The 14,354-nt window shown below is 45.6% G+C and carries 13 protein-coding genes; 7 read left to right on the top strand and 6 right to left on the bottom strand.

Annotated features, from left to right (window positions below; all coding sequences use genetic code 11):
* Positions 1 to 26: 26 nt before the first annotated feature.
* Positions 27 to 812: a (2Fe-2S)-binding protein gene (locus HQN88_RS21255; protein WP_173116261.1), complete on the top strand. Its 786-nt coding sequence runs from the start codon at positions 27 to 29 to the stop codon at positions 810 to 812.
* A 585-nt stretch (positions 813 to 1,397) separates the two neighbouring features.
* Positions 1,398 to 1,952: a hypothetical protein gene (locus HQN88_RS21250; protein WP_173116259.1), complete on the top strand. Its 555-nt coding sequence runs from the start codon at positions 1,398 to 1,400 to the stop codon at positions 1,950 to 1,952.
* Here HQN88_RS21250 and HQN88_RS21245 read toward each other — a convergent pair.
* The gene (locus HQN88_RS21245) at positions 1,949 to 2,830 is read right to left on the bottom strand and encodes an AraC family transcriptional regulator (protein ID WP_173116257.1); all 882 of its coding nucleotides are present in this window, start codon (positions 2,828 to 2,830) and stop codon (positions 1,949 to 1,951) included. The two genes, HQN88_RS21250 and HQN88_RS21245, sit on opposite strands and share 4 nt — an antisense overlap.
* A gap of 153 nt (positions 2,831 to 2,983) precedes the next feature.
* Here HQN88_RS21245 and HQN88_RS21240 point away from each other — a divergent pair, with 153 nt between their 5' ends.
* The 4 genes from HQN88_RS21240 to HQN88_RS21225 all read left to right on the top strand — a co-directional run bounded on the left by HQN88_RS21240 (position 2,984) and on the right by HQN88_RS21225 (position 5,722).
* Positions 2,984 to 3,415 carry a GNAT family N-acetyltransferase gene (locus HQN88_RS21240; protein WP_173116255.1) on the top strand — a complete coding sequence of 144 codons (432 nt, stop codon included), beginning with the start codon at positions 2,984 to 2,986 and terminating at the stop codon, positions 3,413 to 3,415.
* 63 nt (positions 3,416 to 3,478) lie between these two features.
* Positions 3,479 to 3,946, top strand: coding sequence for a GNAT family N-acetyltransferase (locus tag HQN88_RS21235; protein WP_173116253.1), 468 nt, complete (start codon positions 3,479 to 3,481; stop codon positions 3,944 to 3,946).
* A gap of 112 nt (positions 3,947 to 4,058) precedes the next feature.
* The gene (locus HQN88_RS21230; RefSeq protein WP_173116251.1) at positions 4,059 to 4,733 is read left to right on the top strand and encodes a response regulator transcription factor; all 675 of its coding nucleotides are present in this window, start codon (positions 4,059 to 4,061) and stop codon (positions 4,731 to 4,733) included.
* A complete protein-coding gene (locus HQN88_RS21225; RefSeq protein WP_173116249.1) occupies positions 4,730 to 5,722 on the top strand; it encodes a sensor histidine kinase in 993 nt (330 codons plus the stop codon). The genes HQN88_RS21230 and HQN88_RS21225 overlap by 4 nt, the downstream gene beginning before the upstream one ends.
* Positions 5,723 to 5,727: 5 nt before the next feature.
* On the opposite strand, the gene HQN88_RS21220 is transcribed toward HQN88_RS21225, so the two are convergent.
* The 5 genes from HQN88_RS21220 to HQN88_RS21200 all read right to left on the bottom strand — a co-directional run bounded on the left by HQN88_RS21220 (position 5,728) and on the right by HQN88_RS21200 (position 12,733).
* Positions 5,728 to 7,695, bottom strand: a complete 1,968-nt coding sequence (locus tag HQN88_RS21220) for an FtsX-like permease family protein (protein ID WP_173116247.1) — start codon at positions 7,693 to 7,695, stop codon at positions 5,728 to 5,730.
* Positions 7,692 to 8,438: an ABC transporter ATP-binding protein gene (locus tag HQN88_RS21215; RefSeq protein WP_173116245.1), complete on the bottom strand. Its 747-nt coding sequence runs from the start codon at positions 8,436 to 8,438 to the stop codon at positions 7,692 to 7,694. The genes HQN88_RS21220 and HQN88_RS21215 overlap by 4 nt, the downstream gene beginning before the upstream one ends.
* Before the next feature lie 121 nt (positions 8,439 to 8,559).
* Positions 8,560 to 9,660 carry a GerAB/ArcD/ProY family transporter gene (locus HQN88_RS21210; protein ID WP_173116243.1) on the bottom strand — a complete coding sequence of 367 codons (1,101 nt, stop codon included), beginning with the start codon at positions 9,658 to 9,660 and terminating at the stop codon, positions 8,560 to 8,562.
* Between the two features lie 262 nt (positions 9,661 to 9,922).
* Positions 9,923 to 11,110 carry a Ger(x)C family spore germination protein gene (locus HQN88_RS21205; protein WP_173116241.1) on the bottom strand — a complete coding sequence of 396 codons (1,188 nt, stop codon included), beginning with the start codon at positions 11,108 to 11,110 and terminating at the stop codon, positions 9,923 to 9,925.
* Positions 11,111 to 11,146: 36 nt separating this feature from the next.
* Positions 11,147 to 12,733, bottom strand: coding sequence for a spore germination protein (locus HQN88_RS21200; protein ID WP_420794142.1), 1,587 nt, complete (start codon positions 12,731 to 12,733; stop codon positions 11,147 to 11,149).
* A gap of 126 nt (positions 12,734 to 12,859) precedes the next feature.
* On the opposite strand from HQN88_RS21200, the gene HQN88_RS21195 reads away from it, so the two are divergent.
* Complete coding sequence (locus tag HQN88_RS21195; RefSeq protein WP_173116239.1) at positions 12,860 to 14,305, top strand: DEAD/DEAH box helicase; 1,446 nt, start codon at positions 12,860 to 12,862, stop codon at positions 14,303 to 14,305.
* Positions 14,306 to 14,354: the final 49 nt, after the last annotated feature.

Raw genomic sequence — 14,354 nt, 5'->3', positions numbered from 1 at the left:
TGAATAATTCTGGAGGATGGCTGAACATGAGCAACGACATCGTAACTTCGCTTAAACACTATCATTTACTACTCGATTCCTCAGAGAGCTCAGAGCTTATCAGGGAATATAGGCTGGACGACGAGAAAGGGATCGCAGAGCTGCTAGAACAGTTTGCTCAGCAAATTGGCGCCCCCAATCGTAAAGTAGCGAGTTCTTTGTTCGTTAAGCGGTACAGTCATTTCATTACAGGTGCATGGGACGCTTGGGTACGCTATGGACGTTGTTTGAATGTAGCTCCTAGTAATGTTGCGATTTCGCTCAAAAACAAACATCTGTACTACCGTCTGCTGTTTCCAGACTCGCTGGAGAATTGGGCGGGAAGTGGCCCTTATGCTGTGGAAAGAGAAAGTTATGCTCGCCACCTATTTATGGATCATGCTTTTCCCTTTGTGAAGCAAATCGTGGACTGGAGCGGGATCGATGACAAAACGTTGTGGGCAACGATTTCTTATAATTTAATGTATTATCGAGATGAATGGCGCACAGCAGCTGAAACTGCCTCGGAGAAAGCGTACATCGAGGATAATTTCCGCTATTTAGTACAGGAGGCGGATGCCATCCGGGTGTTCGGGGGCAGGGCGAACCCGTTAACGGGTGCATTTCGCTGCGTAGATATACCGGGAGTTGACGAGGACAAGATTATGATCCGCTCGAAATGCTGTCTGCACTTCCTCATGCCGGGCGACGATAATTATTGCTACACGTGTCCTACGATCAAAGATGATCGTAGAATAGATAAGTACTTTGCGCATATGGCGCACCATCATTAATACAGAGAAGCCCTAATGCAAAGGAATCATTGCCATCATACAAAGGATCCCTAGCCAAGTATATGGAAGGGTTACACGCGTTTAGCGGATTAAGCGGCAAGAAAGCTCGTGATTAAGCCAAAAAGCTCCCTAATTCCTGCACTTTTGCAGGATTAGGGAGCTTTATTAATTAAGATTCAAAGAGTTAGAGGGATGCCGTCGGCCGCCCGCTAGCGCACAAAAAATGTGCGCAAGAGGGGAGCGATGCCGTCGGCCGCACGCTAGCGCACAAAAAATGTGCGCAAGAGAGGATCCGAAGCCGTCGTCCGCACGCTAGCGCACAAAAAATGTGCGCAAGAGAGGATCCGAAGCCGTCGGCCGCACGCTAGCGCACAAAAAATGTGCGCAAGAGGGATCCGAAGCCGTCAGCCGCACGCTAGCGCACAAAAAATGTGCGCAAGAGAGGAGCGAGGCCGTCAGCCGCACGCTAGCGCACAAAAAATGTGCGCAAGAGAGGAGCGATGCAGTCGGCCGCCCGCTAGCGCACAAAAAATGTGCACAGGAGAGGATCCGAAGCCGTCAGCCGCCCGCTAGCGCACAAAAAATGTGCGCAGGAGAGGATCCGAAGCCGTCGGCCGCACGCTAGCGCACAAAAAATGTGCGCAAGAGAGGAGCGAAGCCGTCGGCCGCACGCTAGCGCACAAAATATGTGCGCAAGAGAGGAGCGAAGCCGTCGGCCGCACGCTAGCGCACAAAAAATGTGCGCAAGATAGGAACGAAGCCGTCGGCCGCCCGCTAGCGCACAAAAAATGTGCGCAAGAGGGGTGCGAAGCCGTCAGCCGCCCGCTAGCGCACAAAAAATGTGCGCAAGAGAGGTGCGAGGCCGTCAGCCGTACGCTAGCGCACAAAAAATGTGCGCAAGAGGGGAGCGAAGCCGTCGGCCGCACGCTAGCGCACAAAAAATGTGCGCAAGAGAGGTGCGAGGCCGTCAGCCGTACGCTAGCGCACAAAAAATGTGCGCAAGAGAGGTGCACGGCTGTCAGCCGCCCGCTAGCGCACAAAAAATGTGCGCAAGAGAGGAACGAAGCCGTCGGCCGCACGCTAGCGCACAAAAAATGTGCGCAAGAGAGTTACAAGGCCGTCGGCCGCAAGGGGCTTTAGCTACTCTGATTTCGCTTCACGGGTATCCAGATTTCACTCCGGAACGTTGGTGAAGTTGTATCCTTATCTGCGTTCCACAGCATTTCCGGTCCAGCGACTTGTTCATAGCCAGAGGAAGGAAACCACTCGGAGTAGATGCGTCCCCATATATTTTGCAACGTTTCGGGGAACGGTCCGATGGCTTCGAAAACCGCCCACGTCGAGGCAGAAACGTCGAGTTGTGTGAGATTGTCGGGACATGAATTCGTTGTAGCGACGCCAATATAGTGGTCAAGCTCTCCTTTTTCCTCCATGCGGCCCTCGGAGAAGTTGGTGGAGGCACTTACCAGACCAATGGGCTCGACATTGGAGAGTTGTTTAAGGGTGTTAATTAAGTCCATGTTCAAGCTTTGCCACATCGCGGCTATTTCAGGATTAACACCGTTAAAGATAATGGGCACTCGTTTATGGATACCAACAATATGAAATGCCTCTTTTTCCTCAATACGATAATTCATTTCATTTCCCCCTTGAATCGTGATTTGGAAGGTCATAGGCGGATAGGCTTTCAATGATTGCCCATTCAGTCTGGCTTCTGACGGTGTAATGCCGTGTAAATTTTGAAAAGATCGTGTGAATGAATCCGGTGAGTTATACCCGTATTTGATGGCGATATCAATGACTTTGATATGGCTGTCTCTGAGCTCAAAAGCAGCAAGGCTTAGCCTTCTGCGGCGGATATACTCGGATAGCGGGATGCCCGCGAGAAAGGAAAACATACGCTTGAAATGATATTCGGAGCATAAGGCTATCCGAGCTACTTCATTCGTGTCAATTGTCTCTGTCAGGTTGTCTTCGACATACTTGAGAGCTCTGTTCATATTTTTAAGCAAATCCATGATTCCGACCTCCTCTATTCATAGAATAGCAGTAATTGCTGATGGCTATCCGACATTTCGTGCACAAGTTTGCAGGACTTTTCTGAGATGACGAGCGTGGAGATCTGAGATAGTATGGTAGTTAACACAAATAGAAGTAGAGGAGTAGAAACGATGGAGATTACTTGGAACCAATTTGTCATCAGTGATAACAAAGAACGGCTAGACTTTGATGTAATTAAAGGTTTCCTGGCACGAAGCTATTGGGCGAATAAGCGTCCGGAAGAAAGAACGTTACGCTCCATCGAGAACTCCGTATGCTATGGCGTGTATGAGGGGCGCAAACAAGTAGGCTACGCAAGAGTAATAACGGATCATGCGACCATGTTTTATTTATGCGATGTATTTATTGATGAAGATTACAGAGGCATGGGCATCGGCAAAAAATTAGTTGAAAGCATAGTCACCTCGGATGAGTATAAAGATCTTATGGGTTTATTGGGAACGAAGGATGCACATGAGTTGTATGAGCAATATAACTTTGAGCATGATGCGGAGCGCTTTATGCGTAGAACGCCTGATTATGTAAGGAACATGAATCGGTAAGGAGCCGCGTTTTATGTGAAACAACCACCTGTTATTTAACTCTCTATAAGGAGCTAATCAACGATGACTCTACCTATCAGAGAAGCAGCCATTGATGAATCGGAACTTATTTTTCAAGTCATGATAAAATCCTTTCAAGAATACGACGGTAAGCTCAATCCACCCTCAGGTGCGCTATTGGAAACGGTAGAACGTACCATCCATACCTTTCACGTCGGCGGTGGAGCAGCACTCGCACATGAAGGCGACAGGTTGGTTGGGTCAGCAAGGTATGAACCAGCATCCGACTATATGTATATAGGCAGGGTATCCGTACTTCCTGAGTTTCGGGGAAGGGGTGTCTGCAAAGCGCTATTACATTTCGTGGAAAACAAGGCGCGTGCACAAGGGTTCAAGGAAACGAGGGTCGGTGTGCGACTGTCTATTCCAGAGAATATTCGGCTGTACGAGCGGTTGGAGTACGAGGCAATCGAACATAAATTTTATCCAGATCAAACGGACAGTTGGTATGTCATGCGCAAAAAGCTATAAAGGTTAATAACATGAAATGTTCTTCAGTAGGTTGATATCCCTGTATGCGATTCGTCTTGAACGTTTATGCTAAAATAAGGATGCTCGCACTCTTAAAATAAAGAGGTATTTCATGTATCGAATCATGATGATTGAAGACGATGTGAAGATTAGGCGGATTGTCGCGGACATGTTGAAAAAGTGGCAGTATGATGTGGTGGAAGTGACCCACTTTGACCAGGTTATCACGGAATTTAAGCAGACAGAACCACACCTCATTCTATTAGATATTAATCTTCCGGTGTTTGATGGATTCTATTGGTGTCAGCAAATACGTGCAGTGTCCAAAGTACCGATCATATTTCTGTCATCTAGAAATCAGAATATGGATATCATCATGGCGATTAATATGGGTGGGGATGATTTTATCCAGAAACCATTTGATTTGGATATTCTGGTCGCCAAAATCAGTGCGCTCATCCGCCGGAAATATACGTATCAGGAAGAAGAGAGCCTTCGATTCACACATCGAGGTTTGAAATTACATGTAACGAATTCTACCATTGAATATCAGGGGCAAGTAACGGAGTTAAGCCGGAATGAATTCATCCTTTTACAACTCATCATGCGCAATATTGGGAAAATTATTTCCCGTGAGGACTTTATGCAAGCACTATGGAATGAAGACCAGTTCGTGGACGATAACACATTGACCGTGAACGTGAACCGGATGCGAAGGAAAATCGCTGCGCTTGGACTGGAGGACTTCATTGTCACCCGGAAAGGAATGGGGTATCTGATCGAATGACCTTTCTGCGCTATCTCGCCTATGAAAAGTCTTATATTTATCTGTATCTGGTGGGGTTCCTGATCGCGGCTGCGGTGCTCCTTACGGATAGCAATGGCGGCATATCATGGGGAACTTTCTTCTATGCCTTCATCCTTTCGTTGGTGGTGTTGCTTGGTTATATCATAATCCGCTACCAGCAAAACGTACGTGTGATCCGCCAAATGAAAAGTGAGGATTATGAGAGCCTCTCGCTGGAAGGCGAGTTTGCCCAGCAACACATCGAGGAACTCCGAAAGCAGCATATTCATGAAATGAATCGCGTTCAGGAGAGGCAACGGGAGCATTATGACTTTATCGTCTCGTGGTTCCATGAAATCAAAACTCCAATCGCAGTGCTTCGGTTGCTGCAGCAAACGGATATGGACGCGAATAGTTTAAGGGAAGAGATTGCGAAGATTGAGAATTACGTGGATCAAGCACTCTATTACGCCAAGTTGGATAGTTTTAATCAGGATTACGCGATTCAGCATAGTGATGTTATCCAGATTTCCAAAGAAATCGTGAAGGCACATGCGAAAACGTTTTTCTCCAAAAAAATCCGCATTCATTTGCAAGCAGAAACGCTTGTGGTTCAAAGTGATCCGAAATGGCTGCTGTTTATCGTGAATCAGCTCGTAACGAATAGTTTGAAGTATACAGAAAATGGCGGCGAGATTACCATTTCTACCTGCGAAACACCGCAAGAAAAGCAATTGTTCATTCGGGACAACGGAATTGGCATAAGCCAACAAGATCTTCCACGAATTTTCAATCGCGGGTTTACGGGAGAAACGGGAAGAACATTTGCGTTGTCGACAGGAATGGGCTTATATTTGGCTCAGCAATTATCCAATAAGCTAGGTCATTATATTACGTGTACGTCTGAAGTTGGCGTCTATACGCAATGCATCCTTCATTTTCCGAAAGATGAAGATCCTTACATCAATGTGCAGCAAAAAACGCAATGATCAGCTCATTGCGTTTTTTCGTTTACGATTCGATAGTACACGCTCGTGGAGGAGACATAGAACAGGAAGTAGATGACAACATACAGGATCAAGATGGCAGAAATAATGGATGTGAGCTGCGGGAAGTTTCTTACCTCATGCAAGGTTGGATAATACGTAATAAACCAGCTATGTAGCATGCCCAAGAGGAGCGGCGGCAAGAACACAAACAGCAATTGTTTGCGAATGACCCATTTCAGTTGATGTTCATCGACGCCAAGTTTTCGTAAAATTGCATAGTGTCGCTGTTCTTCCGTCGCTTCTCGCAATTGTTTGAAATAGATGATGCTTCCCATGGCGAATACGGCGATGGCAGCGAGAAAAGCAGCTGAGAATAGCAGCAAGGATGAAGTTTCTACATCAATGGAATAGAGATCAATGAATGCAGCGTAGTACGTCCCTGGCGTTCTTGAAACCATATCATGAACCTTGTGTGATAAAGCATTCGAATGTTTGGCATCGTCGATTTGATAGATGTCGAACGAGGTAAGGACTTCCCCTGGCTGTAGCCTTTTGAAGGCTTCATCCGAAATAATCACGACGGACGGTTTCAAACCTATGTCGCCACTTGCATTGGTAGCCTTACTAAGCAAGGCATAGTCTTTTTGTTCAACAAGATGGAATGTTATTTCTTGATTCAGGTTTACTGTGAATTTCTCAGTGTTGTTTGCTGAAAAGAGTTTGGGTCTAGCTCCTTGTAAAAGAGTTACCGCTTCTTGATTCTGCAAATTCACTTGTTCTTTGTCACCGCGCATACGGACGACATTATTATAATGTGAAGCTGAGAACAGCAGGTAGCTATCTTGAAAATTGTCTCCGTTGACACTCCCAGTAGCGGTTCCACTGTCTGTAACCGGCTCTGCAGATAGTGCTTCGATTCTTTCATGCCCCGTAATGCGATGATCTTCTTCAATCACTTGTTCAATTTCTTTTTGCGTGTTAGGATCCTGCGATGCAAAGGCAATATGGTTTGGAAATTCTTTTCCAGCCGAGAAAATTTGAACGGTATAGTTTATCGCAACGAACCCGACCAAGAAGATGACGACCGTACTGAATAGTGAAATGAAGGTAAGATTTAACGTATTTCCACGAATGGAGAAACGCAGCGAGGAAATCCACAACACCTTATTGCCCTCCATATATGTTTTCCCGTTGCTAATCTTCTCCAATACCCAACCGAGAAATTGACGAAAGAATAAGTACGTCCCACCGATGATTCCAACAGTCACGGTAAGCATGCTGGCCAAGAGGTAATCTTTCCAGAAAACCGAATCGCCTTTTTGACTAATGAGAAAATAGGCTGCGCCTAATAACAAGATGGATAGCAACGCAAGCCAGGGGGAGAATGTAAGCGGCTTGTCCCTTTTGGCCACGGCATGAAATAATTCCACCAATTGTACTCGGCGTACACTCAGGTAACACTGCGCGCTAATGATGCCGATGAGAATAACGAATAATAGCAGGGTTGATCCGACTGCCTCAATCGGGAAGGAGAAAGAAATTACATCATCGTATTGCATTAGATTCATGAGCAGCATGCCGAAGAATTTGGATAGCAGCCCGCCAATCACAATCCCGCTGACGACAGAAATCACACTAAGAAAACAGGTCTCGAGAAAGACCATGAAGGTAATTTGCCGCTCGCTCATGCCGTACAGTAAATACATGCCAAATTCCTTTTTGCGTTGTTTCATAAAAAACGAATTCGCATACAGGATAAAGAAAATGATGAACAGGAAGATGACAAGAGATGTAATGGATAGACCGAGTTGGTAATTTCGTTTTTGTTCAATGGCTGCTAAGATATCGGCATTAAACATTAAAGCAGAAAACGTAAAATGAATGATAACGCCGATCAGCATGGAAATGAAATAGATCGCATACAGCCGAAAACTTCGTTTCAAGTTGCGCCATGATAAATCGAGCAAGCTCATCGCCGGTCGCCCCCTATGGCACTTTGAATCGTTAGGATGCGATCGAAGAATTCCTTCTCGGTTTGTTCGCCTTTAAACATTTCATTGACGATTTTGCCGTCACGCAGAAATATGACACGCTGGCAGTAGCTTGCAGCATACGAATCGTGGGTAATCATCAGAACCGTTGCCTTAAACGTTTGATTGAGCAATTGTATTTGTTCTAGCAGCTGGGTAGCAGATCGGGAATCAAGTGAGCCCGTCGGTTCATCGGCAAACACAATCGCTGGATTGGTGATAATCGCTCGCGCTGCGGCCGTACGCTGCTTCTGACCACCAGATATTTCAGATGGGTATTGGGATAGGATCGATTCCATGTTTAAAGCTTCTATTATGTTGGCTAATCGCTGCTCCATTTCCGCGACAGGTGTTCGTTGTAGGGAGAGTGGCAGCAGGATATTTTCTTTCACTGTTAACGTATCGAGTAGGTTGAAATCTTGAAATATAAACCCCATACGTTTCTGGCGAAATTCGCGTAAGGCTTTCTTTTTCAAATCTAACAGTGATTTCCCTTCGATCCAAACCTCCCCGCCGGTAAAGCTGTCAATCGTGGAAAGGGTATTCATCAATGTTGTCTTCCCTGAGCCAGATGGCCCCATAATAGCCGTGAATTCCCCTTGATTAATCGTTAAATCAATATTTTTTAAGACTTGTGTTTTGCCATATGATTTGGATAGATTTTTGGTTTGAATAATTGTAGCCATGGTTTCGCCCTCCTTCTCCACCTTACTATACCGATTAAGGGACTTGTCAACCATCGATATACCGCGATCTAAAGTGACGATTTTGTCATATTGCAGGATGAAACGACAACGATCCCTCTATTTATTTGTTCAATCTGCTTACAGGTCTAAGAAATGAAACGATCAACAAACCTAAAGGAAGGAACAGCCCAATGGTTAGGGCAAATGGAGGCCATATATTGGAAGCGAAATCTCGAAAATAGATGATATTGGGGTACACGAGGAAGGACAACGCAAACAGGATAAGCGCACTTGGCACGATGAAAGGACGATAGGTACGCAAGCCCAGGATCTGCTGCAATCCAACCAGTGAGCTGTAGAAGCAAATGACGAGTTTGAAATAGATGGTGACAAACCAAATGATGGCGACCAATACTTCGATGCGTTGGATGAATCCGCCGATGTGGATTTTCTTAGCTAAGGTGTAACTGGGAAAAGTATGGCGTGCGGTGAAGTCCCAGCCCAGTACAACGATACATAACAGGGTTATGGAAAAAATGATCATGCCTCCCATAAAGCCTGCTTGAATAAATCCTTTGCCTTTTTTCAAATTTGTGTGAATAGCAGGGTAGATCATAAGAAAGACGATCATTTCCAAATAGGGAATAGAGAGAACCGACAAGCTTCCGTGAATAATAGCTTTGGTACTTATTTCAAGTATAGGTGGTAAGCGTTCAACTTTAATCTGTGGAATCAGAAAGCCAACCAGCACACCAATGCACAACAGAACCCAAGGCAGGAAAACCTCCCCAGCGCGGGCAATCACTTCTAGGCCCAACCCTGCTCCGAGCATAATGATTAGCAAGAAGGCAAAATGAATTACTTGGATCGGTGTCTCTGGCATGATGATGGTTGTAATAAAGTCACCAACATTACGAAGAACCAATGAAGCGATGATAAGGATATATAAATAAAGGATGATGCTTATGCATTTACCTAACCATTTGCCTAGAATTAATTCGCTATAAGCCATGAAAGATTGATTCGGATACCGATTAGCTAGCTTCACATAGAGGCTTATCACAGCTCCCCCTATTGTGATACCTAGAGCAGCAGATAACCAGCCATCTTGATGGGCAAAAGCCGATAGAACGGAAGGCACGATGATGATCGTGCTTCCCAAGCTGAATAGTAAAACTAAAATTTTAAATTGACGAAGACTGATTTTTTCTTTTTCTAACATCGCTGACTCCTTTGACTTGCAGCTACGTGAGCAGGTTTGTGACCATTTTCCCAACGGGTCTGAATACGTAAGAGATCACATCTAATGGATTGAGCAGGGGTAAGTTTAAACTAATAGCTATACTCATTAGGGCGGAAATGCTAAGAAATAAAATAAAAAACCAGATTTCTCGATGCTGTTGTTTTGCTCTTAAATGAGAAATCTGAACTTTCAGTGTCCAAAGTGAGACAAGAACAATAATAAGACTCCAAATCATACATATTCACTCCATTTGATCTATAAAAGATTCAACAACTGAGCCTGTACGGCGGATTCTGGATTGCACAGTCACTTGAACAGGAAGATCAATAAAAGCTTGATCCCAGTTATTTTTCAAGAGATTCCATTGCTTATAATTGTCGCGATGAATGGCGGATCCGAATCCGAAAATATCTGCCTTGTAAGACTTTGCTTTAGACACGGCGTCTAGGATGGACTGCTTAATTTCTTCATTTAGCTGTTCTTCGATGGTCTGTATCGTAAAGGTGGAATCTAAGTTTAATTGACAGGCTACCTCTCCGATATTTGCCTCGACTCGAACATTGACGAAGGCTTGAGGCTGTTGATCTACAAATCTTGCTCTGAGTTTGGACCTTGTACTCATTAATTCTATGGACATTTTGCCACCAGCTTGACACGGAAGCGCAACGACCGTACTTTGAAGGTTTCCTAGAGCGTAATTGTAACCTTTGCTTTCTCTGTCCGTTAACCATCCAACAAACTGATCTTTATGAAAAACACCAAGGCTCTTATACTCTAATGTTGCAGGAGGAAGAACAGAATTTAAATTTTCGCGGGACTTCGCTTTCGCCACGTCCCCTTTGATATGAATACTTGAAAGCACGGGATCTTTACCAGGATCGACGAGATCGTAAATAAGTTGATGCAAGTCAACATTTGTGGTAACTCCCCAATTTTTCTCGGAAGAGACAAGAGAAGTATAGAGCTTGTTAGCTGGAATTTTCTCGAGTGGTGTCAACACTTGTAAGATATCATTAGCCGTAGCATTTCTAGCTAATAAGATATTGAAGTCTGAACGCAGTTCGTGATCTCGTGACAAAATATCCAGCACTTTGGAGATACCCTCTCCAGCTAGCTCTTCTCCTAGGACAAGGATACGTAAATGGGAGGATAGAATCTTACGTGGTGAGCTCGTTGTCAACTTGCGAAATGACTCGAAAATCGTACTCCCACTGCTAATCTGGAGTGTCACAACGGGTTGGCGCTGGCCAACACCTTTCGATGACGTGATTTCATCAGAGTTGAGTAATTGGACGGAAATATTATAATGATCCCCTTGTTTATCGATGCCAATAGCTGTTGCTAAGGAAATTTGATCAAGCTCCTTACGGTTCCAACAACCCGTTACAATCATCAAGAGGAGGATAATAAGTACAGCTCGTTTCATCATTGGTAAATCACCTTCCCCGAATTTGGCTGAACACGCTTAGGATTCTGGTTTGTGCGGGGGATTATTTGTTTGTTTCTGTCTATTGTTAGGACTTATGTAGCTGGGACGTTTCAGTAAGGCCCAATGTGGGAGGCGAATGACATTATCCTTCTGATCCCCGAGATTGTAGGGTGCGAATGGGGATAGGTAAGGAACGCCAAAAGAACGCAAACTGCATAAATGCAGCACCAAGGCAATAATGCCTATGAGTATCCCATATAGACCAAGAGAAGCAGCGAAAATCATCAGGATAAAACGGATCATTCGAATGGATATCCCCATGTTAAAAGAAGGGATAATAAATGTAGAGATGGCTGTTATCGCGACAATGATGACCATCGCTGGACCCACTAATCCAGCCTCAACGGCGGCTTGTCCAATGACAAGCGCACCGACAATGGATACGGCTTGCCCGATGGCCCGAGGCATTCTGATGCCAGCTTCCCGCAGGATTTCAAATGTAACTTCCATGAGAAATGCTTCAACAAATGCAGGAAAAGGGATCCCTTCCCGATGGGCGGCAATATTAATAAGAAGTGTTGTTGGAATCATCTCTTGGTGAAAGGTCGTTACCGCAATATAGGAAGCAGGAGCCAGTAAGGCAATCATCAGTGCTACATAACGAAGAAGACGGATTAAGGAACTAATATCTGCTCTCTGGTATGAATCCTCCGCTGCTTGCATAAAGTGCGTGAATACGGCAGGTACAATGAGGACAAATGGTGTGCCATCTACCAAGATTGCGATTCGTCCCTCTAGGAGTGCTGCGGCAACAACATCCGGCCGTTCTGTATTAAATATGGTAGGAAATGGCGTATAGGCTTCATCTTGGACAAGCTCTTCGATATAACCACTCTCGAGAATCCCATCAATATCGATCCGTGCTAAGCGAGTACGTACTTCAACTACAACGGTATCATCTACAAGCCCTTTGATATACATGATGGCAACATCGGTTTGGGTCACGCGACCAATCTGTCTGGTTTCCATCCATAGATGAGGATCTTTAATTTTCCTTCGAACTAAGGCGGTGTTCGTGCGCAATGATTCAGAAAAGCCCTCACGAGGGCCCCTTACAACAGTCTGAGAAGAGGGTTCGGTGACCCCGCGATCTTTCCATTCACGTGTGCTCGCGCAAATCCCTTCATTATAACCATCCACTACGATGACTGTATCGCCAGATAAAACTGTATGATAGAGTGTATTAAAGTCGGCTGTCCCTGTAATCTCACCTGATTTTAATAAATATTCTTTGATGAGAGATAACGGTGGTATGTCATCTAATTGAGGTAGAAGGATATCCCCAGATCGAAAATCGACTAAGAGGGAGTCCAAAATGTCTTTGACATTGGCAAGTCCATCCATATAAATGATGGCAGCTTTACAGGGGGGATTGGTTGGAATCGTCAATCTCCGAATTATGAGATCAGTGCTATGGCCCAATCCTTCTCCGATTATGAACAGCATCTCTTCCAGATGATCTGGCAAGGTGTGAATGAGATTGTCTTCACGGATTGTAGCTGTATCGGGTTGGTACTTTTGTTTCAGTAATTTTTGCATGAACGTAAAGATGGAGTTCTTCATGAAGCGTACCACCTTGAATTGTTTTTGTTACTATTTCCTAATGTTGGGTATTTCACTCATGTTTTTTCTTTTACGTCTCCAGATGTAGTAGAATAGAGCCACAGCAACAAGAAGGGGAGTCAAATCGTGACGACAAGAAGCTTTAATGATTATCTATTAAGTGAGGATATTACGCGCGCACTAACTACACTAGGTTACACGCAGCCGACAGATGTGCAGCATAAGGTAATTCCGATCGCACTGCAGGAGCGGGACCTGACGGTCAAATCTCGCACGGGGAGCGGGAAAACGGCGGCATTCGGCATACCGATCTGCGAGCTGGTAGAGTGGGAAGAGAACAGGCCGCAGGCACTCATTCTGACGCCAACACGGGAGCTTGCCGATCAAGTGAAGCAAGATATGACGAACATTGGACGTTTCAAGCGGATTAAGGCGGTAGCTTTGTATGGGAAGCAGCCATTTGCCAAACAGAAGATAGAGCTGCATCAGAAGTGTCACGTGGTCGTGGGTACACCAGGTCGTGTACTAGATCATATTCAGAAAGGGACGCTGGACGTAGAGCGCCTGAAATATCTGGTCATCGACGAGGCGGACGAAATGCTGCGGATGGGCTTCATTGAGCAGGTTGGCGCAATCATAGATGAGCTGCCGACGGATCGGATGACGATGCTCTTCTCGGCAACCTTGCCGAAAGATGTAGAGCAGCTGTGTCATCAGTATCTGCGGAAGCCGATCGATATCGAGATCGAAACGCCGGAAGCCGCGAAGGTTCAAATCGAGCACTCACTCATCACGGTGCGGGAGAACGAGAAGTGGCCATTGCTTCAGAACGTGCTCGTGATGGAGAATCCGGACAACTGCATTATTTTCTGCCGGACACAAGAGCATGTCGATAAACTGTTCACGCAGCTCGATCAGTTGGATTTCCCGTGTGATAAAATCCACGGCGGCATGGTGCAGGATGACCGATTCCTAGTCATGAATGCCTTCAAGCGCGGAGAGTTCCGATTCCTCGTGGCTACGGATGTCGCGGCGCGTGGGATCGATGTGGAGGATATCACGCATGTCATCAACTACGATCTTCCCATGGAGAAGGAGAGCTACGTGCACCGGATCGGCCGGACAGGTCGAGCAGGCAAGACGGGGAAGGCGATTACGTTCGTAACGCCGCACGAGGACAAGTTCCTTGCGGATATCGAGGGCTATCTAGGCTTCGAAATTCCAAGGAAGGATGCCCCGGATTCCGAGGAGGTTGCCGCGAAGCAAGCTGCCTTCGATCAGAAGATGCAGGCTACGCCTGTCATCAAGCGGGATCGCAGTGACCAGTTAAACAAGGGCATCATGAAGCTCTATTTTAACGGGGGCAAAAAGAAAAAGATTCGCGCTGTCGACTTCGTCGGCACCCTCGCTAAAATTGAAGGTGTCACCGCGGAGGATATCGGCATCATCACGATTCAGGATAATGTGTCGTATGTCGACATTTTGAATGGTAAAGGGCCGATGGTGCTCAAAATCATGAGAAACACAACCATCAAGGGGAAATTGTTGAAGGTGCATGAAGCGAATAAGTAAGGATGTGAACCAGAGGGCCTCGTGGCTTTCTGGTTTTTTGCCGTGAGCT

Origin of the sequence: Paenibacillus qinlingensis, from assembly GCF_013204845.1 — a bacterium.
GTDB classification, from domain to species: domain Bacteria; phylum Bacillota; class Bacilli; order Paenibacillales; family NBRC-103111; genus Paenibacillus_E; species Paenibacillus_E qinlingensis.
This window is presented reverse-complemented; position numbering and strand designations above follow the sequence as displayed.

What these genes read in the sequence shown, in the direction of transcription:
- HQN88_RS21210 (WP_173116243.1), bottom strand. Translation starts at nt 9,660, where the DNA reads ATGTTAGAAAAAGAAAAAATCAGTCTTCGTCAATTTAAAATTTTAGTT.
- HQN88_RS21200 (WP_420794142.1), bottom strand. Translation starts at nt 12,733, where the DNA reads ATGAAGAACTCCATCTTTACGTTCATGCAAAAATTACTGAAACAAAAG.
- HQN88_RS21235 (WP_173116253.1), top strand. Translation starts at nt 3,479, where the DNA reads ATGACTCTACCTATCAGAGAAGCAGCCATTGATGAATCGGAACTTATT.
- HQN88_RS21255 (WP_173116261.1), top strand. Translation starts at nt 27, where the DNA reads ATGAGCAACGACATCGTAACTTCGCTTAAACACTATCATTTACTACTC.
- HQN88_RS21245 (WP_173116257.1), bottom strand. Translation starts at nt 2,830, where the DNA reads ATGGATTTGCTTAAAAATATGAACAGAGCTCTCAAGTATGTCGAAGAC.
- HQN88_RS21215 (WP_173116245.1), bottom strand. Translation starts at nt 8,438, where the DNA reads ATGGCTACAATTATTCAAACCAAAAATCTATCCAAATCATATGGCAAA.
- HQN88_RS21225 (WP_173116249.1), top strand. Translation starts at nt 4,730, where the DNA reads ATGACCTTTCTGCGCTATCTCGCCTATGAAAAGTCTTATATTTATCTG.
- HQN88_RS21240 (WP_173116255.1), top strand. Translation starts at nt 2,984, where the DNA reads ATGGAGATTACTTGGAACCAATTTGTCATCAGTGATAACAAAGAACGG.
- HQN88_RS21230 (WP_173116251.1), top strand. Translation starts at nt 4,059, where the DNA reads ATGTATCGAATCATGATGATTGAAGACGATGTGAAGATTAGGCGGATT.
- HQN88_RS21205 (WP_173116241.1), bottom strand. Translation starts at nt 11,110, where the DNA reads ATGATGAAACGAGCTGTACTTATTATCCTCCTCTTGATGATTGTAACG.
- HQN88_RS21220 (WP_173116247.1), bottom strand. Translation starts at nt 7,695, where the DNA reads ATGAGCTTGCTCGATTTATCATGGCGCAACTTGAAACGAAGTTTTCGG.